The sequence below is a fragment of the Xylanibacter ruminicola genome, from assembly GCF_900142525.1.
GTDB classification, from domain to species: Bacteria; Bacteroidota; Bacteroidia; order Bacteroidales; family Bacteroidaceae; genus Prevotella; species Prevotella ruminicola_A.
Window position 1 is genome coordinate 77,752 of sequence record NZ_FRBD01000001.1, and the last position, 19,360, is coordinate 97,111.

Annotated in this window: 18 protein-coding genes; 4 read left to right on the plus strand and 14 right to left on the minus strand. The window is 45.6% G+C overall.

The annotated features are described in order from the left end of the window. The first annotated feature begins 2 nt into the window (after positions 1-2). The 3 genes from BUB86_RS00335 to BUB86_RS00345 are packed head-to-tail and all read left to right on the plus strand — an operon-like array spanning position 3 to position 3,155. On the plus strand, positions 3-986 hold the full coding sequence (locus tag BUB86_RS00335; protein ID WP_073203558.1) for a CBASS cGAMP synthase: 984 nt from the start codon (positions 3-5) through the stop codon (positions 984-986). Further along, positions 979-2,706 carry a ThiF family adenylyltransferase gene (locus BUB86_RS00340; protein WP_073203561.1) on the plus strand — a complete coding sequence of 576 codons (1,728 nt, stop codon included), beginning with the start codon at positions 979-981 and terminating at the stop codon, positions 2,704-2,706. Before BUB86_RS00335 ends, BUB86_RS00340 begins: the two co-directional genes overlap by 8 nt. Beyond that, a complete protein-coding gene (locus tag BUB86_RS00345) occupies positions 2,703-3,155 on the plus strand; it encodes a Mov34/MPN/PAD-1 family protein (RefSeq protein ID WP_073203564.1) in 453 nt (150 codons plus the stop codon). Before BUB86_RS00340 ends, BUB86_RS00345 begins: the two co-directional genes overlap by 4 nt. A gap of 95 nt (positions 3,156-3,250) precedes the next feature. Here BUB86_RS00345 and BUB86_RS00350 read toward each other — a convergent pair whose 3' ends face one another. From BUB86_RS00350 to BUB86_RS00395, 10 genes are all read right to left on the minus strand, one after another. Continuing rightward, on the minus strand, positions 3,251-4,132 hold the full coding sequence (locus BUB86_RS00350; RefSeq protein ID WP_073203567.1) for a hypothetical protein: 882 nt from the start codon (positions 4,130-4,132) through the stop codon (positions 3,251-3,253). Positions 4,133-4,161: 29 nt separating this feature from the next. Further along, positions 4,162-6,216 carry a type IA DNA topoisomerase gene (locus BUB86_RS00355; protein ID WP_073203571.1) on the minus strand — a complete coding sequence of 685 codons (2,055 nt, stop codon included), beginning with the start codon at positions 6,214-6,216 and terminating at the stop codon, positions 4,162-4,164. Positions 6,217-6,221: 5 nt separating this feature from the next. Continuing rightward, positions 6,222-6,656: a DUF4494 domain-containing protein gene (locus BUB86_RS00360; protein WP_073203574.1), complete on the minus strand. Its 435-nt coding sequence runs from the start codon at positions 6,654-6,656 to the stop codon at positions 6,222-6,224. A gap of 25 nt (positions 6,657-6,681) precedes the next feature. Further along, positions 6,682-7,278 carry a hypothetical protein gene (locus tag BUB86_RS00365; protein ID WP_073203577.1) on the minus strand — a complete coding sequence of 199 codons (597 nt, stop codon included), beginning with the start codon at positions 7,276-7,278 and terminating at the stop codon, positions 6,682-6,684. A gap of 55 nt (positions 7,279-7,333) precedes the next feature. Beyond that, on the minus strand, positions 7,334-8,158 hold the full coding sequence (locus BUB86_RS00370; protein ID WP_073203580.1) for a topoisomerase C-terminal repeat-containing protein: 825 nt from the start codon (positions 8,156-8,158) through the stop codon (positions 7,334-7,336). A gap of 79 nt (positions 8,159-8,237) precedes the next feature. Beyond that, complete coding sequence (locus BUB86_RS00375) at positions 8,238-8,927, minus strand: hypothetical protein (RefSeq protein WP_073203583.1); 690 nt, start codon at positions 8,925-8,927, stop codon at positions 8,238-8,240. Continuing rightward, positions 8,924-10,105 carry a toprim domain-containing protein gene (locus BUB86_RS00380; RefSeq protein WP_081373004.1) on the minus strand — a complete coding sequence of 394 codons (1,182 nt, stop codon included), beginning with the start codon at positions 10,103-10,105 and terminating at the stop codon, positions 8,924-8,926. The genes BUB86_RS00375 and BUB86_RS00380 overlap by 4 nt, the downstream gene beginning before the upstream one ends. A 37-nt stretch (positions 10,106-10,142) precedes the next feature. After that, positions 10,143-12,014 carry a zincin-like metallopeptidase domain-containing protein gene (locus tag BUB86_RS00385; RefSeq protein ID WP_073203587.1) on the minus strand — a complete coding sequence of 624 codons (1,872 nt, stop codon included), beginning with the start codon at positions 12,012-12,014 and terminating at the stop codon, positions 10,143-10,145. Between the two features lie 44 nt (positions 12,015-12,058). Continuing rightward, the gene (locus tag BUB86_RS00390; RefSeq protein ID WP_073203590.1) at positions 12,059-12,256 is read right to left on the minus strand and encodes a hypothetical protein; all 198 of its coding nucleotides are present in this window, start codon (positions 12,254-12,256) and stop codon (positions 12,059-12,061) included. 132 nt (positions 12,257-12,388) lie between these two features. Then, a complete protein-coding gene (locus tag BUB86_RS00395; protein ID WP_073203593.1) occupies positions 12,389-13,153 on the minus strand; it encodes a DUF4099 domain-containing protein in 765 nt (254 codons plus the stop codon). 174 nt (positions 13,154-13,327) lie between these two features. On the opposite strand from BUB86_RS00395, the gene BUB86_RS00400 reads away from it, so the two are divergent. Further along, positions 13,328-14,416, plus strand: coding sequence for a peptidoglycan DD-metalloendopeptidase family protein (locus BUB86_RS00400; protein WP_073204063.1), 1,089 nt, complete (start codon positions 13,328-13,330; stop codon positions 14,414-14,416). A gap of 40 nt (positions 14,417-14,456) precedes the next feature. On the opposite strand, the gene BUB86_RS00405 is transcribed toward BUB86_RS00400, so the two are convergent. Genes BUB86_RS00405 through BUB86_RS00420 form a run of 4 tightly spaced genes read right to left on the minus strand, consistent with a single transcriptional unit; the run spans position 14,457 to position 19,356 of the window. Next, positions 14,457-16,781 carry a type IV secretory system conjugative DNA transfer family protein gene (locus BUB86_RS00405; RefSeq protein WP_073203597.1) on the minus strand — a complete coding sequence of 775 codons (2,325 nt, stop codon included), beginning with the start codon at positions 16,779-16,781 and terminating at the stop codon, positions 14,457-14,459. Between the two features lie 19 nt (positions 16,782-16,800). Next, positions 16,801-17,631: a conjugative transposon protein TraN gene (gene traN, locus BUB86_RS00410; RefSeq protein ID WP_073203601.1), complete on the minus strand. Its 831-nt coding sequence runs from the start codon at positions 17,629-17,631 to the stop codon at positions 16,801-16,803. 30 nt (positions 17,632-17,661) lie between these two features. Next, positions 17,662-18,867, minus strand: a complete 1,206-nt coding sequence (traM, locus tag BUB86_RS00415) for a conjugative transposon protein TraM (protein WP_073203604.1) — start codon at positions 18,865-18,867, stop codon at positions 17,662-17,664. 15 nt (positions 18,868-18,882) lie between these two features. After that, a complete protein-coding gene (locus BUB86_RS00420; protein WP_073203607.1) occupies positions 18,883-19,356 on the minus strand; it encodes a hypothetical protein in 474 nt (157 codons plus the stop codon). Between the last annotated feature and the right edge of the window lie 4 nt (positions 19,357-19,360).

A 19,360-nucleotide genomic window follows, 5' to 3' on the forward strand; every position in this document is an offset into this window, starting at 1 on the left:
TTATGGCAAATAATCACGAACAATTTAAAGCCTTTCATGATTCAATAAAGGCAACAGCAACACGGCGGAATACTCTTAAAAAGAATCGAGATGCTTTGAGAGACAAGATCAAGAAGTATTTCAAAGAGAATCACAGCGACTATATCCAGCCGACTTTCTTCTGGCAGGGATCATATGCTATGCATACGCTACTAAACCCTATTAAGGATGAAGACGGCTTAGGTGCATACGATCTTGATGATGGTATATATTTTGAAAGTGATGATATCAATGACCGAAAGTCTATTGAATGGTATCATAATGAGGTGTATGAAGCGGTTAAAGACCACACTGATAATGGAGCTGAAGACTTAAAGCCATGTGTAAGGGTACAATATGCAGATGGCCATCATATTGATCTTGCAATTTACTTTTTATATACGGAAGAGGACAAGACGATGCTTGCGCATAAGGCTGAGCCATGGCATGAATCTAATCCTGATGAAATGATAGCCTGGTTTAGTGATGAATGTAAAAGCAAAACAAAATTCAGAGAACTTGTTCGTTTCATGAAAGCATGGTGCGAATACAAGCGAAGTGAGGGAGTTAAGATGCCAAGTGGTTGTATTATGTCGATGCTTACTTCTGAATATTATCAATGGAATGATGAGAACCGTTATGATATCGCCATGCGAGACATATTGAAGAATATGTATGATGACCTCAGTAAGGATGGACATTTTCATTGCTGGCGACCAGTTGCACCTGGTGAAGACTTATTTGACAACTACACAAAAAGTAGAAAAGATACCTTCTTGAAAGAATTAAAGTCATTCAAAGAGGATGCTGAAAAGGCTATCGAGAGTAAGAATCCTCATGATGCTTGTATCAGATGGCAGGCCCACTTCGGAGACAGATTTAGTTGCTCAACTGCAAAAGACGAAGATGAAGATGCATCAAAAAAGGAGTTTTCTGGAAAAATGAGATATAATAGTCAATATGCCTGAAGAAGTCAAAGCTGCTATAGATGAAAGTCTGGCAAAGCTAAAGAAGGAATATGACATCGAGGTAGTTGATCGAATCCCATTCCATGGAGGGCAGAGACGACTCCCGGATAAAATATGGCGGATAAATTTGCCTGTAGAAATCAGCGGAAAGGCTGAGTTCTTAGATGTCTATATGGTTTTTACCAATAGCTTTCCATTCGATATGCCTGCTATAATCTTGCCAGATGATAGATTTAGGTACTTGCCGCATATCTCATCGAATACTCAAAAACTTTGCCTTTATGAAGACGGGATAGACTATGATGCAGATAATATTTATGGACTGATAAGAGATAATCTTGATAAGACTAAACATTGGATTTCTTTTTATACAAGTCGAGACAATACGGATGAGTATGCACGAGAACCCGCCTCTTATTGGGCAGAGGAATATGATGGAGAAGATGAGGTTGATGACTTTTGGACTCTAATAGGAAATATTCCAGAGCATACCTGTGAGCTAAAAGGTATTTTCTATGTGATGAAAGATGATAAAAACGGCAAGCAACACTTCGAATTTATTGTAGCTCCCACAGAAGAGTCGGGAGTACTAGATTACATATCTGATTTACATGAGACAAAAGAATTTGACGCACTTTTTCTGTCATCGTTTGAGAAGTCTGTAGAACCACCCTTCACGCTAACGGGACGAAGCTTGGTACAAAGACTTAAAGATGAAGATGATAAGAACAGACTCAAAAAATATATAAATAAGCATGGAGGGGGATATATACTATTCCCAATAGGAACAGACAATTTTGCTGGTGGGGTACACATTATACAACAAAAGTGTAATAGAAGCGGTTTCAGGAATGGAATTATAACGCCATATATTGCACTTACAGAGTTTGATGGTAGAGTAAAAAAGATACCGAGACTATTAGTGTCGATATTCTCTGATAGTCGAATAGCTGAACGAACAGCAGGTGTGATGATGGAGCATAGAAAATTCATAATAGCAGGATTGGGTAGCGTGGGTAGTAATCTCTGTTATTACCTAAACGGGTATAACAATGCTCAATTTACTCTTGTAGATAAAGACAAGCTAAACTTGGACAATATTGGCAGGCACTTACTTGGTTTTGAACATAAACACCAGTACAAGGTTTCGGCAGTGTCTAAATACTTGAAAGAATACAGGCCTGACAGAGAAGTATTGGAAGTGAAAACGCTGTTGCAGGAAATGGAAACAGTACAAATAAACAATGCTGATAGCATTTTTATTTGTACGGGAGACATAATGTCGGAAAGATGGCTTTTGCAAAAGATGCGGAACGGGGAGGTAAACAAACCAGTTTTCATACTGTGGCTTGAACCTTATGGAATCTCCGGCATTATGTTATATGTTAATCCAGAAGACAAAGAATCATTAGAGAGGCTTAGTAAATCATCTCTCATTGGATTCGAGAATTATTGTCTGATTTCTCCAGATGAATATAAGGATGCAGAGAAACTGATTAAAAGAGATGCTGGGTGTAATGGCAAATATGCCATCTATTCGGGCAATGACGTCACATTCTTTCTATCGGCAGTATTCCCTGTTATTGACCAACTAATGGATAGTCCGACTAAATCAAAATGTTACAGATGGGTAGGAAACATAGATATTGCAGCAGAAAAAGGCATTGGACTTGTATCAACAGAATATTTAAAACACATGCTACAAGAAATAGAAGTGTGATCGTGGGTGAATGCAGTTTTGAAATAAAGCAAAATGCCTTAAATGCATTGAAAGAATATGCCCAACATGACGGAAACGAACTATGCGGGGTGGCAACAGGTTCGCAAATAGGAAATAATGTATTAAGAATCAGCAAAATATCACCTCCATGTATAGTTAAAAATGGGCGCTATGGTTGTGAACTTGACTCTGTAAGAGGGAACGAGTTTATCAAGCAAGATTATGAAGTGTCTGGGCAAACTCGATTCTATATTGGAGAGTGGCATACACATCCAGAGCAGAACCCTCATCCGTCACAGACCGATTATGCATCTATTATTAAGAGTTATGCTTCAGCACAATTGAGTGTCCCACTATTAGTAATGATAATAGTGGGTACAGAGCATATTTATTTTAACGTATATGATGGAAGTCATTTTAAGGAAATAGAGCCTATAATCGTAGAATAAAACAATGAATTGATAGTTTTTCGTAAAAATATACAGATAGTCAAAAGACAGAGAGTCGTAAGTGATTCTCTGCCTTTTTTAAATTGAACGCCTCATTACAAAAACTCTATGATACCCTGCTGTTCCTTCTTTTCGATACGACGCGAACGATGGAACGACATCGTACCGTTCAAAATCATTATGAGGTCAAGGCTCTCTTGATCCATAATATCCTCATCGATGAACTGGTCTTCCATGATATAGTCGAGGATTGAGCCATCTGATATAACACTACTGGGCATGATGGTATCAATAACCAGGAACTCATGATTGTCATCATCGAGGTCGAGGAAGGTGATATGCATATCGCAGAAATCAATTCTGCCATCTACCATCTTTCTCAGATAGATGTTCATTCTGATGTTCCCATACAGACAGCAATCAGACTGGCAATTGAACTGGAGCATGAAGATAGACTGGTCATTGAGATTATGCCACCACCCTATCAGATGTGAATGTGTCAGTTCCGGGATGGCCTTACCTATCTTGAAGTGGCCTGACTTTATCACGTTGGTTGCGGTGGCCATATTACGCAACACTTCCAACTGGAGATTGGACTCGGTAAACAGTCTGTCTTTCTTGTTTAGTCCTAAATGGGCGTTTGCCTGTTCATGCAAGGGCTTCAGGAACTCTTTGTCAAGCCACTCCTGAACTCGGATAGTATTCTTCTCTTTACTCATGATGTACATCACATAGATGCCAAACTCATCCACAAAGTCCATGTCATGGAACGTCTCTTTTGGATCTTTAGGCGATACTGTGTACAGATGACCATCAAGTTTCTCCTTCACCTGTTTCTTCGACAGATTCAGAATGGCACAGAGGTCATCAAGACAGGCGTAGCCATTATATTCTCCATCATTTACCACTTTGACATTGCCGAACTCCCTATGTGAAAGTACACGGACTTTTACATTTGTTTGCTTTGATTCTTTCATTCTTGTATTGTTTGTATTATTTATAAATGCTATTTCTTCTGACTGAATACGAAGGCTATGTCTCCCTTATCGTCTCTCTTCAGCTTTGCCTTGAACGGCTTTCCATCCTTACACTTGAAGCCTGACAGTTCACGGGTCTGACCTTTGATGATAAGGTCTGTCAGCTCACTATTGGTCAGCTTCTTTCCCAAGATGGTACGGAAGATATGGAAGTTACAGCCTTCGTTCCCACAGTTAGCGACCTTATCAAAGAATCGGATATGCCCATGATGGCATAGCGGACATTCTATCTCTGTCTGCTTACCAGTAAGGATAGGCTTCAGGTCTGAATGCAGGAACTCGTCAGTCACATGCTTGGTGTACTCCACAATGTCACTGTTGAACTGACTGACATTCATCTGACCTCGCTCGATGGCAGCAAGTTTTGCCTCCCACATTCCCGTCAGACTGGCATTGGCAATATCCATGTCCCTGACGATCTTGTAGATTTCCATACCCTTGGGCGTAGGAACCAACGATTTCTTTTCCCTGACTACATAGTTCCTGGCAACAAGGGTTTCGATGATGCCGGCTCTGGTGGCTGGTGTTCCTATACCACTATCCTTGATGGCTTCTCTTTGCGCTTCGTCATCGATGTCCTTACCACAGGTTTCCATAGCGGCCAGCAGCGTACCCTCGGTATGCAGCGGCTTGGGTTTGGTCTGTCCCTGCTGCAACTCTGCACCAGTAAAACAGATAGTCTCACCTTGATACCATGAAGGAACGGCCATACGTTCTTTGTCATCAGCACCATAGACAGCCCTCCAGCCTTTCTGAAGGATGATGGTACTCGACACTGTAAAGAGATAGCCTCCGGCATCAACGGTGTAGTTATCAATCTCCTTTTCACAAGGTCTTGAAAAGGCTTCCACCATCCTGCCGAGTATCATATCATAGATAACCTGCTCATCGGGCTTGATGTCCTTGGTTCTAGGATTAACTCCCGTTACAAGAAGAGCATGGTGGTCTTCTATCTTCGAGGCATCGACACTACGCTTGGAAGGCTTTACGATGGTATCAACACTTGCTCTGAACTTATCAAAGACTGGATTCTTCAGTAGTCCAGGGATAGTGTCATACACATCATCGGGGATGTACGATGAGCCAGTTCGTGGATAGGATATGAGCTGCTTCTCATAGAGACTCTGGGCAATGTTCAGCGTCTTGTCTGCTGAATAGCCGTACTTGGAGTTTGCAGCCTTCTGCAGATCTGTCAGGCTGAACAGCAATGGCGGCAGTTCCGTCTTCTGTTTCTTCTCGGCCTTGATGACCTTTCCGTTACGGGCTTTGCTTGCTGTGTTATAGGCTCGTTCTGCCTGGCCTTTCTCATCCCAATTACCGGCACTTATCAGTTTCACACCGTCGGTTGTGTTCAGAGCAACCTGCCAGAAAGGAACAGACTTAAATTCCTTGTTCTGCAAGTATCGCTCCACGATCATCACCAGTGTAGGTGTCTGCACCCTGCCAATGGAACAGAGCGACTTTCCCGTAATGCTACAGGCTTGTGTAGCATTCATACCCACGAGCCAGTCAGCTTCACTTCGTGCCTTGGCAGCAAGAAAGAGATTGTCATAGTTACTATCAGGCTGGAGATTTGAAAAGCCATCCTTGATAGCGGCATCAGTCAGACTATTGATCCACAGACGCAAGACTGGTTTCTTGATGTCGAGATAATTGTAGATATATCTGAAGATGGCCTCTCCCTCTCTGGCTGAGTCAGTCGCACAGATGATGGAGTCTGCATCTTCAAAGAGATGCTTGATGATTTTGAGCTGTTTCGTCACGCCTGGATCATTCTTATAGGTCTTGCCCTCTTTCTTCTGTCGGGGAATCATCAGGAACTCCTTAGGCAACATAGGAAGATTGCTTTTCGACCAACTGTTATAGCCGTAGTTCTCAGGCATGGCTAACTGTATCAGATGCCCGAATGCATAGGTCACCTGCCAGCCGTTGCCCTCGAAGAAGCCATCCTTCTTATGGGTGGCTCCTACGATACGGGCAATGCTCTGAGCAACGCTGGGTTTCTCTGCTAATACTACCTTCATGGCCTTCAATCAAGTTGGAACACATCAAGGATGACTGTCTCAGAAATGCTGCTGATAGCGGTATTACCATCATTCAGGAATGACTTCACATCACTCTCTGCAGACTCCAGCGTATCAGACTGCACCAGATACAGCTCAGAGGTTTTCTTCTCCTTACCGGTGGTCTCATCCAAGGTGACAAAAGAAACCTTGGCCTTGAAAAACTTGTCTGCATCCTGATTGGTGCTGATAATCTGACAGTAGCCTGCTATCTTGATGTCGGTAACATCAAACTCACCCTCGATATAGGGCTTCAGGCATTCTGTGATACGACGCTCTGCCTCGCCAAAGGTGGCGGCTTCTACAACGTACTGCTCACTGACCTTCTTCTGAGTGCCATCTTCTTGGGTCTTCTGCATCTTGACTTTGACCTCGAAATACTTGTTGACTGTGTTTTTCATTCTTTCTTTTTGTTTTTATGGGTTATTACTTTCCTGTTGATAACATGATTTTGCTGGCAGTATTTCCTTGTTTCTTTTTGGTAGCTGACTTTGTAGTCTTGTCTGCCTTGCTTGTCTCTACAATGGGCAGGTCAAAGCTTCGGATTACGGTCTGGCAGTCTTTGTCGAGGAAGTACCATCGCTGTGCCTTGTACATGCAGCCGTACTTACTCTTACAGATATAGGTGACTCTGACTTTCCATCCTGACCAGGCTCCTTTCTTGCAGTCGCCGAGCATTCCCGAAAAGAGTCCTGTGGACATACGCATCTCCAAGTCGGCAAGGGTCATGGTATAGGCATCATCCAAGTCAGGCTTGGTCATGTACTCCGTGCGCTCCATCAGAACCTTGGTGACGTTGGTAACTGTGCCGAGCATATAGGCCTGCTCCTGCTTTGTAAAGTAGTTCAGACCAAAAGCAGAGTCTGGCTCTGCAATCTCCAGCACCTTCAGGTTCTGAGGATTCTCCAGTGACTGCTCCAGATGGCTCGATACTAACTTGTTGATCTTACTCTCACGGCTCTGACAGGATGCCAGCAACACTACTAAGAACATGGCTAATGGAATAAACTTTGTGATTTTCATTTTGCTTCTTTTGTTTGTTATGATATTATTTTATAAGGGTTATACTTGATTATACTTATACCAGGATGACCTTGCCATCCTCCAACTTCAGTTTCTTGTCGAACTGGCTGCCGTCCTTACGGTAGAAATGAATGACCTCATCTGTCTCGCCCTTATCACAGAGCTGCTTGACTTCTTCGGGTGTCACCTCATGACCGTCGATGGTTCGCCAGACGGAGAACTGACATTTCACGTCCTCATTGCTGTAGTTGGAACAGTTATAGGCTCGTGGCCCGACTCGTATTTCACCGCCACACTGAGGACACTGACAGATGGTGGAGTTCAGCATCACCTTTCCTTCAATCGTGGTGGACAGCAAAGACGAAAAATGTTTGCCTGCCTTGGAACAGAAGCCGTCAAGAATCTGCTTCTTTCCTGCCAGAAAGTTCTCCACCTCCTGTTCCGTGATGACCCTGTTACAGAGAGTGCTACTGATGAAGAAGTTACAGTGCCCTTCATCCTTCTTAAAGTAGTTCTCACAGGCATATCCCTTACCAGTCACTTTGATACGACCTCCACAGACGGGGCAACGTCCTTCGAGGTAACGGGGAGGAAATGCCAACTGTACCTTGCCTTCCTTGATGACGAGCTTCCCGATAAAGGGCTTTCCTTCTTTGTTGCACATCTGAAGCTCACCTGTCTCACCTGTTGCCAAGAGTGTCTTAACGTCTTCCTCGGTGATGTTGGCTCCGTGGTACTGTCGGAACACGACGAACTTGCAGTTGTACCATGTTCCGTCATCATTCTTCTTTGAGTTGTCACATGCCCATCCGAAAGGGTGCTCTGTGATGTGACCCTGTCCGCAAATGGGACAGATGCCGATTGATTTAGTGCTTTCCATTTTCTTTTTTGTTTGATTAAAGTGTGTTTACTATTGTTATCCTATTCTTTCTTCTCTCTTATTTCTTACATCTTACCTCTTACTTCAACAGGTCATCCCAATCCCTGATACATGACTCAGCCATCCATCTTCCCTGCATATAGTTGCACCAGGTCTCTGGATCAAGTCCTCGCCAGAGGTCTTCCCATGACAAGTACTGTATCTGCCAGGAGAGGATGTAAAGTGCTGAATTGATATCTTCCAGTGAAGATACAATCTTCTCACACAGCCAGTAGCGTTCTGCGGCATTGAGGAGGTTCACCTTATTACCGTCAACGGTCTTGGTCTTAACCAGTGAGGTACAAAGAGCAGAGAGACTGGCAATCTCGGTATAGACACTCTTCACCTCATCAGAGACGGCCAAAGCAATAGCTGTACCTTTCAGATGTCCCTTGCAGGCTTTCGTCACCTCATTGATATTCTTTGGTATCTCTACGGTGACAAGTTCTGTCGTACGCTTCACCTGATAGAGGTTCTGCATCAGTCCTGAGACATTGGCCATATAGTCCAGTACCTTCTTCTCTATGTCATGTAACTGCTGCAACTGTACGTTCTCGATACCTGTAGCGGCAAGAATCTTTTCCTGCGTGCTGTGTCGGGCATCAAAAAGACTCTTTAAGGTAAAAGTCTGAGTTGTTACGGCTGCCGTCAGTGCTGGGTCTGTCTGCTGGGCATGGATGTTTGTTACTGCCATCAACAGCATGATGATGGTATATTGTATTCTTCTCATAATGTACCTTTTCTTCTCTTTTCCCTCAGGTTCTCGTTTCTCTGATACTTGCTCTTTATAGGCAGGTCTTTCATGGGTTTGTTCATTGTCACGTCATTCCAGTCCTTAAAGGCTTTCGGGGCTTTCCATACATAGATATGTCTTTCCAAGCCTAACTTCTCTCTGACCTTGGGCAGAGTGACTTCCTCTTTCTTCAAGCGGAGTTCATCTGCTCCTTTCTGGAAGATGATGGTATCATCGGTAGTAATGATATTGACAAACTGACCACTCAGCTGTGACTCCATCCTGACACCATAGAGGATACCGGGGATGTCATTGTCAAAGCAGTCCCAGTATCTGGCTTGCGGATAATAGTCTGTGATGCCCTTGATCTGCTGACTGGAAAAAGTGCCGCCCGTAGAGACGAATACGGAGGTTTCGAGAATCAGCCTTGACTTGTTCACCTGATAGAAAGCCATGGCATCATAGCCGCTCTCGAAGAAATAGACATTCTTGGCACTATCTGGCTGTTCCTTTGTGAAGTCGGCAATCCATGCTGCACTACTGCTATTCGTGCCTGGTGCCTTCTGACGGAAGTTATTATAGCCGCGTAACTCAAAACCTTCTATCTTCTCTGAGCCTGGCTTGGTATAGGGGAATGCCAAATCCTTGTACTTATACTGGGCTTCGGTATCAGTGACTCGCATGATAAAGGGAAGGAATGTCCTGACAGTTTCTTCATCAATGCTACGTGCCCTGAAGAAGGACATTACTGCCTCGAAATGCTCTGCTGCATTCTCCATCTGGAAGCGCCCAATGTCAAAGGTCTGGGGCTTCATGTCCCTATACCTGTCCTCGGCCTTGGTAATGAAAGTGTCATCGCTGGTAAGCTTCGACATGACGGCAGCAAGCATTTCTGCTTCGCTGCTGCCCGTCACGCCAAAACTATTGATGTTTGCCTTTATCAGACTGATGGCATCGCCGCCACTGGCTCCGTTCCTATGGAAGTAGGTCTGGCTGGATTTGTCGCCCGGGTGACTGATGACAATGGAGTCAATCTTACGTCCCCGACCATCACGGATATTGTACTCGACATATTTGCCGACTCCAGCTTTTCTATCGAGTTTATAGCCAAGATAGGCAGCGACATCATCCACACCGACCTTTTCCTTGAACGCCTTGTATTCTTCAAACATCATTTTATCTTTGTACTTTTTCTTTTCTTACTACTTCCTGTTACATCGCTCTGGCTCTGCTACGCTCTTCCTGCTTTGGCTGGGAGAGCTCCTTGCCATAGTACTTCTGGACGAGTGCTGCCTTGGTAGTTGTATGCTCGAAGAAGGCATTGCGGTCTTCTTTATCCAGTGCCTTGACGCTCATCTGCTGACCGTCCACCATAGCCCTGACACCGTAGTTACCGCTCTTCATCTTGAACACGGCAAAATGGTCTATCTTCTTACCATCCTCGGTTTCGAGTTTATTAAACTGATCCAAGGGAATGGTCTTGGCTACCTGTGAGGTCTGCTGAGTCTGCTGGTTCTTTGAGGTCTCTGCCTTTACCTGCCGCTCATTCCTGTCTGCGATACGCTGCTTGGCCATATCCTCCAGATTATCGACGATAGCAACACGATGACCGTCACGGACGAGCTTGGGCAGGTACTTGTCAAGACTGGTGTTCTTGAAGTTGACATAGGAAACGCCTTTTTCTCCTTCTTTGTTTTCCTTATTAGTAAAACCTTCCTTGATGATATGCTGCTCCTTTAAGCCTGTTGACTTGGCTACTTTCTTGGCATCTTCCTCAAAGGCTTCATAGAAATCACCCTTGCGCATTAACAGTAGAGCATCGGGATGCTTTTCCTTCAAGTCCTTAAAGACGGCTGCTGTTTCCTTGGCAAGTTCTGCCTTTTCTTCTGCCTTGGTCTTGGGCTTGGCGATGGGTTCTGCTGCTATGTCCATCTTAGTTTCTGGGGCTACCTTGGTTTCCGTGGCTTTTCCGTTGGCTGTTTCTTCCTTGGGCTGGAGGGCTGTCATGCCCATCTCCAGACGCTGGGCATCCACATGGTCGAGAATCATCTTCGAAGCCTTGTTGACATCGGCCATCACACTGAGGATGAAACGGGGCTCTTTCTTCAATGTGTCCATCCAGGAATCGACATACTTGGCATTGTTGTCAAGGATTCGCTTGTCAAAGCCCATCGTATTACCTACCATGGCAGCCGTCAGTTCCGCAACGAGTTCTTCCTTGGCATACTTCTTATCTCCGAAATGACCTTCCATATCTCTTCCAAGGCGTTTCTCAACACCTGTCGAATGAGCCATCTCATGGGCGATGGAGCTGTAGTATTCCATACCGTCCTTGAAGATTTCCTCAGGGGTATCGTGGATCTTGAACTGCTTCTTCGTCGGAACGGTAATCTCGTCCTTCGTCGGACTGTAGAAAGCGCCAGCACCATCCACGTTATTGATCTTGCAGACCCATGCCTGCTTGTCAATCATCTGGTCGAACTCCTTGGAGGTGTACATACCGGTGGCATCCTCGATATGCGGTGCCTTGAACTTATCCTGCAGCTTGGCATACTGCTCCGGTTTGATCTCAGGGAAGTTGGTCTGCTGCAGGTTCCAGACATAATAGCCCATCATAATGGGGATGGTCTTGACTTTCTCCTGCTCTGCCTTGGTCATGGCTTCGTAGGCTTCATCAGAAACCTTCTGACCGTTCTCATCCTTATGGGTGACATTCCAATAGATGACGGGCATGGCCTTCTCACCCTTGGCGATAGTGGCTCCAGCTTCCTTTATCTGCTTATAGGTGGCATAGACGGGTACATCATAGCCGTTGGCAGCGGTATGCAGCTGGAGGAAGAAGTCATTATGTCCTGAATAGCGGCGACCGGAGAGGTTCTGAGGCAGGCCGTGTGTCCTGCCGCCTGCGTCAATCCAGCCCTTTTCCCACTGCTGGCCCTTCATCTCCTCCAGACGGGTGACCATCATCTGAGCGAAGCGGTCGATGGCCTTTTCTGCCATCGTCTTACCGCCAGTCTTGCCCTCAGTCTGTTCCTGGGGCTTTTGCTCAGTCTCTTTTACACTGTTATCCTTGTTATCTTCCATAGTGTAGTCATTATTTTGTTGTTATTAACTTTGGAGTTCTGCTACTATGCCACTACGTGTTCCTCGGTGAGCGTCATAAAGGCTTCTGCCGTGTCCTCGTTCATGTCGAGGTCGTTCTCCACGCACCAGTGATAGTAGTCATTCTCCATCTCAGGCTGCCTGCGGATAAACTCGCGCCAGCCTATCTCTTCTGATTCTTTGAGCTGTACAAGCTCTTCATAAGTATTTCCTGTTTTCTCCATGTTTCCTGAATTTAAAAGTGTGTTTTCACAGTATAGATTATAAGGTCTCGTGTTTTCATAGTATCTAAGAAATGGCAAGAATCATTGTTGTTATCCTTTATTCAACCTTTACTTTGTTATACCTTTGTTCTCTTATTTGAAGTGGATAGTCTGGCGAACTTCCTCCTTGACAGTCTTCTTCTCTTCCTTCTTGGCCTCCGGCATCTTGTATTTCTCCTGAACCTGCTTGTACTCCCAACGGTTCTCGTCGGTCTGCCAATAGCCCATCTGACCGGGATTGGCCATGTCCCACTTGATTTCCTGCTGACGCTTCCACTCCTGCATGTCGCCGTCAATGGCCTTGAAGCCGGAGTTCTGTCGGAGGTCAACGCCTACCGTCACCTTGGTATCGCCTACCTCCAGCTCAACCGGCTTGCCCTCCCTGATGGCCTGACGCTGGTTCTGACCCAAAGTGATGTCTTTCACATGCTCCAGCTCGTCGATGCGCTTGTCAATCTCGGCCTTGTTGACTTCACGCTTCAGCAGCGACTTTGTTTCCTGGTCTAACTGGAGGAACATGGTTCTCGTACGATTGCCCTCACGGATGTCCTTCTGGATGACCTCTCCAGCCTGCAGACGTTTCTGCTCTGCATCCTGTAGCTTCAGGTCACTCACGATGTCCCTGCTCACTGGATAGGCTTTCAGCACGGCATTGCCATCTGTATCTCGCTGCAAACGTAGCTTCACAGGCATGGTGGCGATGATGCCGTTATCCAGCTGGTCACGAATCTCCACGAGTGGAGTGAGCTCACCGTTCAGCAGCTTCTCCTTGATTTCCTTGGGCATCGACCTTACATCTATGTCGATACGCTCAAAGTCTTTCTTACTCAGTTCTCTTTCACCAAATAGCTTTCCCATTCTCTTCTTTTGTTTGATTGTTATACCTTATTAATAAAATGTGGCAGGGTTTACTTTAGAGGATATAAAGTTTTTATTCCTTCGATTTCCTCATCAGTTTTCCGTACCTTTGCACCCGTATTCAGGAGTGACTTGGTTTCTCAAACCGAGTGCAAAATTAAAACAAATAATACCATGAAAAGCAGAAAAAATTATTTCTTATACTTCTTATTCCTGCCGACAATTCCAGTATCTTGTCCAGCACAGTTTAATACCATTCAAAAGCTGCCACAGGTGGTTAAAAGTAAGCCGATTTCAGAGGTTCAGACGGATTCCTGTAATTTAGCGGCTTCTGAACAAAAGAGTCCAAAAGAATACTTTGACGTTCCTTCTCATCAGGAGATAGCCATTGAGTATGATGTTCCGCTGTTTGTTTCTGTCAAGGACAGTATGATGATGGAACTATTAAACCGTCGTACTTCAGTGGCGCTTCCTTTGGACTTCATCCATATCACTTCTGATTATGGCTATCGCATGGATCCTATCACTTTTGTAAAAGGGACATTCCACAACGGTATAGACTTACGTTGTGCAAAAGGCTCTCTGGTTTACGCAATGATGCCAGGAGTCATCGAAAAGGTGGTATATAGCGAAACGGGCTATGGTCATCATGTCATCATCAACCATGTAGGACTGCGCATCCTGTATGGTCACTTAGGACTGATTGCTGTCAGAGAAGGGGATGTTGTATCAGCAGGAACGATAGTGGCCTTGTCCTCTGATACAGGTAAGTCAACAGGCCCGCATCTGCATATCCGGGCTGAAAGACTTATTGATGGGGAATGGAAATCCATCAATCCAGAGCCGTTCATCAATCATCTGAACAGTTACATCTGTGGTTTGCAGGAAGAAATGGAGAACTTACATTTTGCCTCCAGGCCTGACAGACCGCTTAACCTTCACAACCTATTCAAGGTCATGAAGGACTGCGGTGTACTTTACCCAAAGATTGTAGCAGCACAGTATTGTCTTGAAACAGGCTACGGCTCTTCGAATGTTTGCCGGAACTATAACAATCTCTTCGGTCTCTATAATTCATCCCAACGTGACTACTACCGTTTCCGTTCCTGGGAAGAATCTGTTGCAGGTTATGTGCGCATGATACAACGACGTTACGATCCCAAGAAGGACAAAGATTACTATGCATTCCTGAAGCGTATCGGATATGCGGAAAACATGGACAGTTATAACGCTAAAGTCCGAGCCATAGCAAATACGCTATAACGAAAGAAACCTGTCTCGAACTGGAGGCAGGCTTCTTTGTTTATTGGGCATTTTCTTTTCCAAGCAAACTGGCCGTGAGCTGGGTCACTTCCTCATTGATGCGTCGGAAGTTTCTTGCCAGCATCACCTCTTTCTCATGCTCATTCTCGAAACAGTATTTCTTGGGCAAGGGTGTATAATGCTTCTTTTCCTCCTCGATATGACTCATATCGAAGTTGGTTTTGCAGAAGAACTTGGTGGTCTTGAACTCGTCGGTCTCTTCGAGGTTCACACTATGCATAGCTGCCGCTTCTGTGGGCGTAAAGTCACGGGCTGTCTGTCCACAGATCCAGCCTGTTGCCATATCGGCTATCTTGGCAGCAGGAACAAGACAGTCCATCTTCTCGTTGAAGGAAGTAGAGACGCGCTCATCATTGATACTGATGCTCTGGGTGGTCTGCTTGACCTTACCGAAGATGTCATTCTGCAACCATTCCAGCGTTTCCTTGTTTCGCGCTGAACCAGCGAAGACGTTTCCGCATGTAGTAATTACCTTCTGCATACCGTTCTTGCCATAGTCGGCTTCCAACTGGGGTAGTTCCTGAAAGGCCATCGTCACGCTTACCTTATTACTTCGGGCTGTACCTATCAGACGGTCTATCTTATGGAAATAGAGTGTCGGCAGCTCATCAATGATGATGCTGACTGGCACGTTCTTTCCCTGTCCGCTATTAACTCTCGTGGTCAGACGGTTCAGGATAAGTGCATTCAGAGAGCCAATCACTTGTTCTTTCTCCGGGTCATTGGCGATAATCAGATACGAGGGCTTCTTAGGGTCTGATACCTTCAGGTCGAAGTCATCACCCGAGAATACCCAATAGGCTTCCTGTGATACCAGTCGTGCAGCGTTGACACGGAGCGTTCCAACCATACCTTCCAACTGATCCATCGCGTTATTATCATACGCAGATTTGAATGGAGCCATCAGTGACATAATGTTTTCATCTTGCATCAGGATATTAAAGGAATCCTCATACGACAGTTGCAGGAAGCTGAGCACATGGGGCATGTCACTATACTCGCCCGTAAAGGTGTCGGGCTGGGTGATTCGCCCTTCATCATCCTCATAGAACTCATCTTCGATAAAGACCACTCTCCCCTCTCTATCCACATACGAAAAGCCTTTCAAGGTGACAGGCATTCCATCGGCATCGGTACTGACGTTATTGCCGTCTTTATCTGTAAAGTCGAGAACGACATTACCATCTGGAGCAAGTGCCACATAGTCATCCCACATGCGTATCTTAATTTCCAGCTTTCGTCCGTCACTGATAATCATGTGATGCAGTTTCCTACCGTTCTTCCATGCCACAGGACGGAAGGTGACAAAGAAATAGATGATGGCTGCCAGGAAGTTCTCTGCAGAGTTGGTGAAGAACTTGTCACTTCCCCCACCGCCTGCCTGTCCTGCACCTTTATTCAAGGCTGCTAGCAGTGTGGCTGCTGTCTCTGAGGCAGCACTCAAATCAGGGATATACTTCCGTTGGATGGGGTTCACTCTGTTCGAGTACTCTACATCGGTAAAGTTGATGATGTTGAAGTTCATATCCTTGGGGATATTGCCCAGCATCTTGTTCTTATTGAAGTGATAAAAGGTCATCTCTGCAAGAGCAGGAAACTTGTAGTCATAAACTACTAACGAAAACCCCTTGGCTGAGTGCTGTCTTATGAAGGGTTCTACCACAGAGAAGGACTTACCACTACCTGGCGTACCTACCACCCATGTCCCTCTGAAAGGGTTCACCACATTGCACCAGCCTTTGCGCATTCGTCCCTTATAGTAGAAGATCATCGGAATGTTCACGCTGTACTTATTCTCCACCAACTGTTCACACTGCTGAAAGCTCTCGTTCTCGAAGTTAAAGCGGTCTTCACCGAGTTTGCAGTTAAAGTACTGCGCAATGGCATCGAGGCTTCGGTGAATACACATCACGCCTGTTATCGAGGTAACAAGATAGAGGATGCGGTTCAGCGAATAGCCTGCAATATGGGTTCCCCAATGACCGGGCTGGATAAAGATGCATAGCACAGTCAGAGTGATTCCTGCCGCACAGGGATAGACGACCATCGTCCTGACATCAAACTTCAAACTTCGTCGTGCCGTAGTTCCTGCACAGGTAATGAGAATAGTCACCAACTCTATGACCTTACACGACACCACGGAATTGAAGAAGCCCAGTCTGGCTATCATCTGCAAAAAGGAGTTGGCAATGCTACTCCCTGTATGGACAGGCATGTGCATCACCAACTCAATAATCAAGAAAATATAGATGAACGAGCGGAACAGATTATACATCTGCTGCTGTTCCTTGGTTTCCTGAATCATGCTATTCTTCTACCTTTGTTTAATCGTCAAAGCAATCGGCATCCAGCACATCGTCATAGTTGATGTTCAGCTCGATGGTTCTGCCGGAAATCTGGTTCTCACTGACCTCGATTTTCAAGACCTTGGCCTCTGGGAAGGTGAGCTTCTTTACTACGAGCACATTGCGATAGTGCTTCTTGAAGTGCTTGTTGTAGTTCAGCATAAACTCCGGTGTCAGCTCGATACTCTGGTAGTTGGTGGCTTTCTTCTGCTTCTTATCCTCCAGTTTGACTCGTATCTCTGAAATATCGTAGGGTATCTTGGTCTTGTTCTCCAGTGAGAAGTCGATGAAGAAGTAGTCACCTGCTGAACAGATATGGTTTACCCATGCCTTCATCTTGTCTTTCTTGGTATGGATATTCTCCACACTGCGCTTGGTGTTAAAGATACGGATGGCATAGCGGCTTATCTCTCCTACAGACATACTCACATCGGGATTCTGGTATTCCTGCATATCCCAATACGGAACAGTGAAGCGGGTGCTGGCAAAGGGCAGACAACTGCGATAGATAAGCTTATACTGGGCGATATGTCGTTCTCCGATGACAGTCACGATGCCAGCCTGCTCATAGTCCTGCATCGCACCTTTGGGTTTCAGACGCACGATATTGTCATTGACCTGGTTGCCGACGATGGTATCAGTGGAGATATCCACCAAGCGAATGGTCTCTGGCATAATCAAGTGGGTGGTTACCTGCTCGTTGACATAGATGGTGCTCAAATACACGTCATTGGATTGTGTTGACTCTGCACTTACGCGAATTGTGCTCATGGCCATCAAAGCCACTGCTGCAAATAAAAACTTTTTCATACTTTTCATATCGTTTGTGTGTTTATGGGGTTATTGTTCGTTAATCAGATATACAATGGTGTTATACTTAATCTTTGCCTTGTTCTTCTTGATAGCCTGTGAGATGGCACTTGACGTACTCTGATAGGCATTCTGCAGAGCCTGTAAAGCCAGAGCCTGTGCGGAGATGCCGCTGCCGCCTCCTGTATCAAAGCTGATGTTGCTCTGCATGGCAGCACTACCGGCATTCTTCATCATATCCCTAAAGGCTGACTCCGGCACATAGAAGCCCTGCATGCCGTCAAGGTCATAGACAGACAAATGGATCTTCAGAAACTTATCCTTCACCAGAATACTCGTGATGTCTGCCATCACTCGCTGCTGACCGAAGCCGGTCACTATTCCATAGAGGTAGGTGCCTTTCTTCAGCTTCACACCCATGACAACTACATCATCCAACAGCTTGAAGCGGAGTCTGGTTCCCTCATGGGCCTTGGTAGTCTTGTCTATCATAGCCTTAATCAGTGGGGCATCGAGTTTTTCATCATCAGCAATGGTATTGAAGCTTTCTGCATGGGTATCATCAGCCTTGGCAACAACGGCTATGGTGTCTTTCTTGGGCTGTTGGTTAGCCATGCTAGGATTGCCGTAGATGTCATAGCCTGCTATCTGGCCATTCAGATTGGGCTGTACCTGCTGACCATTCCTTGAAGGATAGTCATCACCAGTTATGTCACGTGCCATCTTTCTGCTTCGTTCCTGGATCTGTCGCATCTGCTCCTCAAATTGCTCCATCTCCCGCTGCTGACTGCCATTACTGCTATGGCCTGTATAGCGGTCATCATATTGGTTGATGTGCATCCTCGACTCTTTGAGCTGCTGTTGGAGGGCTGCCATCTCTTGCTCCTGGCGTTTCTTCTCGGCCTTCTCCTTGTCGATTCGATCCATCTCACTCTCGCTATAGACGTTCTCGTCATCGCTCTCTCCCTGTTCTTCCTCGCCAAGGGCATTGATGGCGGTATAGCCGTCACCTCTGAGGATGTTGTCCTCCATGGCAGCGAACTTGCCATGCAGACCATCACCTGCTGGCTCTGGCATCATGGTATTGATACTATCGGTGACCATACCTGTCTGCTCTGTCGGGCCTTTGAACATCTCACAGGAGAAATAGGCTATGGCTACCAAGGGAACGAAGAGTACCAGCGGGAACCAGTACTTTCCCTGTCGAAAATCAATCTTTTTGAAATCTATCTTCATGGTTCTTTCTTTTGGTTATTTGTTAATAATCATTTGGAGTTCATCATACTTTTCCAGTGCAAGCACGGAATCTGCATGGGTCTTACCGGGCTTGGCCATCAGGGAGTCCACCTCTCGTTTGAGTTTCACCGCCCGATGACTGAGCTGTACGTAGGTATTCTTCTGGACGGTCTTCATGTCCTCGATACGGTGTAGCTGTGCAAACATGGGCTGTACCTGTGCGAAGTCCTGCATGGGGTCATTGATGCTGTTACTGTCATTTCCTGACATACACAGCAGGAAACCGATAACGTAGATGGTGGTATTCACGGAGAACAAGATTCCTGCAGTCTTTCGTCTGTGACCGTCTGCCCAGGCATTGGCCTTGGCGATCTTCTCTCCGATGGCGTACTTCTTACCTATCTTATAGCCCCAGATTCTGGCTCTTCTCAGTCGGTAACGCTCCTTCTCCTTATACTCGTGTGTTTGCTTGTTCTTGAATATATTCATGGTA

What these genes read in the sequence shown, in the direction of transcription:
- BUB86_RS00335 (WP_073203558.1), top strand. Translation starts at nt 3, where the DNA reads ATGGCAAATAATCACGAACAATTTAAAGCCTTTCATGATTCAATAAAG.
- BUB86_RS00380 (WP_081373004.1), bottom strand. Translation starts at nt 10,105, where the DNA reads ATGATGTTTGAAGAATACAAGGCGTTCAAGGAAAAGGTCGGTGTGGAT.
- BUB86_RS00350 (WP_073203567.1), bottom strand. Translation starts at nt 4,132, where the DNA reads ATGAAAGAATCAAAGCAAACAAATGTAAAAGTCCGTGTACTTTCACAT.
- traM (WP_073203604.1), bottom strand. Translation starts at nt 18,867, where the DNA reads ATGAAGATAGATTTCAAAAAGATTGATTTTCGACAGGGAAAGTACTGG.
- BUB86_RS00420 (WP_073203607.1), bottom strand. Translation starts at nt 19,356, where the DNA reads ATGAATATATTCAAGAACAAGCAAACACACGAGTATAAGGAGAAGGAG.
- BUB86_RS00375 (WP_073203583.1), bottom strand. Translation starts at nt 8,927, where the DNA reads ATGAGAAGAATACAATATACCATCATCATGCTGTTGATGGCAGTAACA.
- BUB86_RS00405 (WP_073203597.1), bottom strand. Translation starts at nt 16,781, where the DNA reads ATGATTCAGGAAACCAAGGAACAGCAGCAGATGTATAATCTGTTCCGC.
- BUB86_RS00385 (WP_073203587.1), bottom strand. Translation starts at nt 12,014, where the DNA reads ATGGAAGATAACAAGGATAACAGTGTAAAAGAGACTGAGCAAAAGCCC.
- BUB86_RS00355 (WP_073203571.1), bottom strand. Translation starts at nt 6,216, where the DNA reads ATGAAGGTAGTATTAGCAGAGAAACCCAGCGTTGCTCAGAGCATTGCC.
- BUB86_RS00395 (WP_073203593.1), bottom strand. Translation starts at nt 13,153, where the DNA reads ATGGGAAAGCTATTTGGTGAAAGAGAACTGAGTAAGAAAGACTTTGAG.
- traN (WP_073203601.1), bottom strand. Translation starts at nt 17,631, where the DNA reads ATGAAAAAGTTTTTATTTGCAGCAGTGGCTTTGATGGCCATGAGCACA.
- BUB86_RS00370 (WP_073203580.1), bottom strand. Translation starts at nt 8,158, where the DNA reads ATGGAAAGCACTAAATCAATCGGCATCTGTCCCATTTGCGGACAGGGT.
- BUB86_RS00400 (WP_073204063.1), top strand. Translation starts at nt 13,328, where the DNA reads ATGAAAAGCAGAAAAAATTATTTCTTATACTTCTTATTCCTGCCGACA.
- BUB86_RS00390 (WP_073203590.1), bottom strand. Translation starts at nt 12,256, where the DNA reads ATGGAGAAAACAGGAAATACTTATGAAGAGCTTGTACAGCTCAAAGAA.
- BUB86_RS00365 (WP_073203577.1), bottom strand. Translation starts at nt 7,278, where the DNA reads ATGAAAATCACAAAGTTTATTCCATTAGCCATGTTCTTAGTAGTGTTG.
- BUB86_RS00360 (WP_073203574.1), bottom strand. Translation starts at nt 6,656, where the DNA reads ATGAAAAACACAGTCAACAAGTATTTCGAGGTCAAAGTCAAGATGCAG.
- BUB86_RS00340 (WP_073203561.1), top strand. Translation starts at nt 979, where the DNA reads ATGCCTGAAGAAGTCAAAGCTGCTATAGATGAAAGTCTGGCAAAGCTA.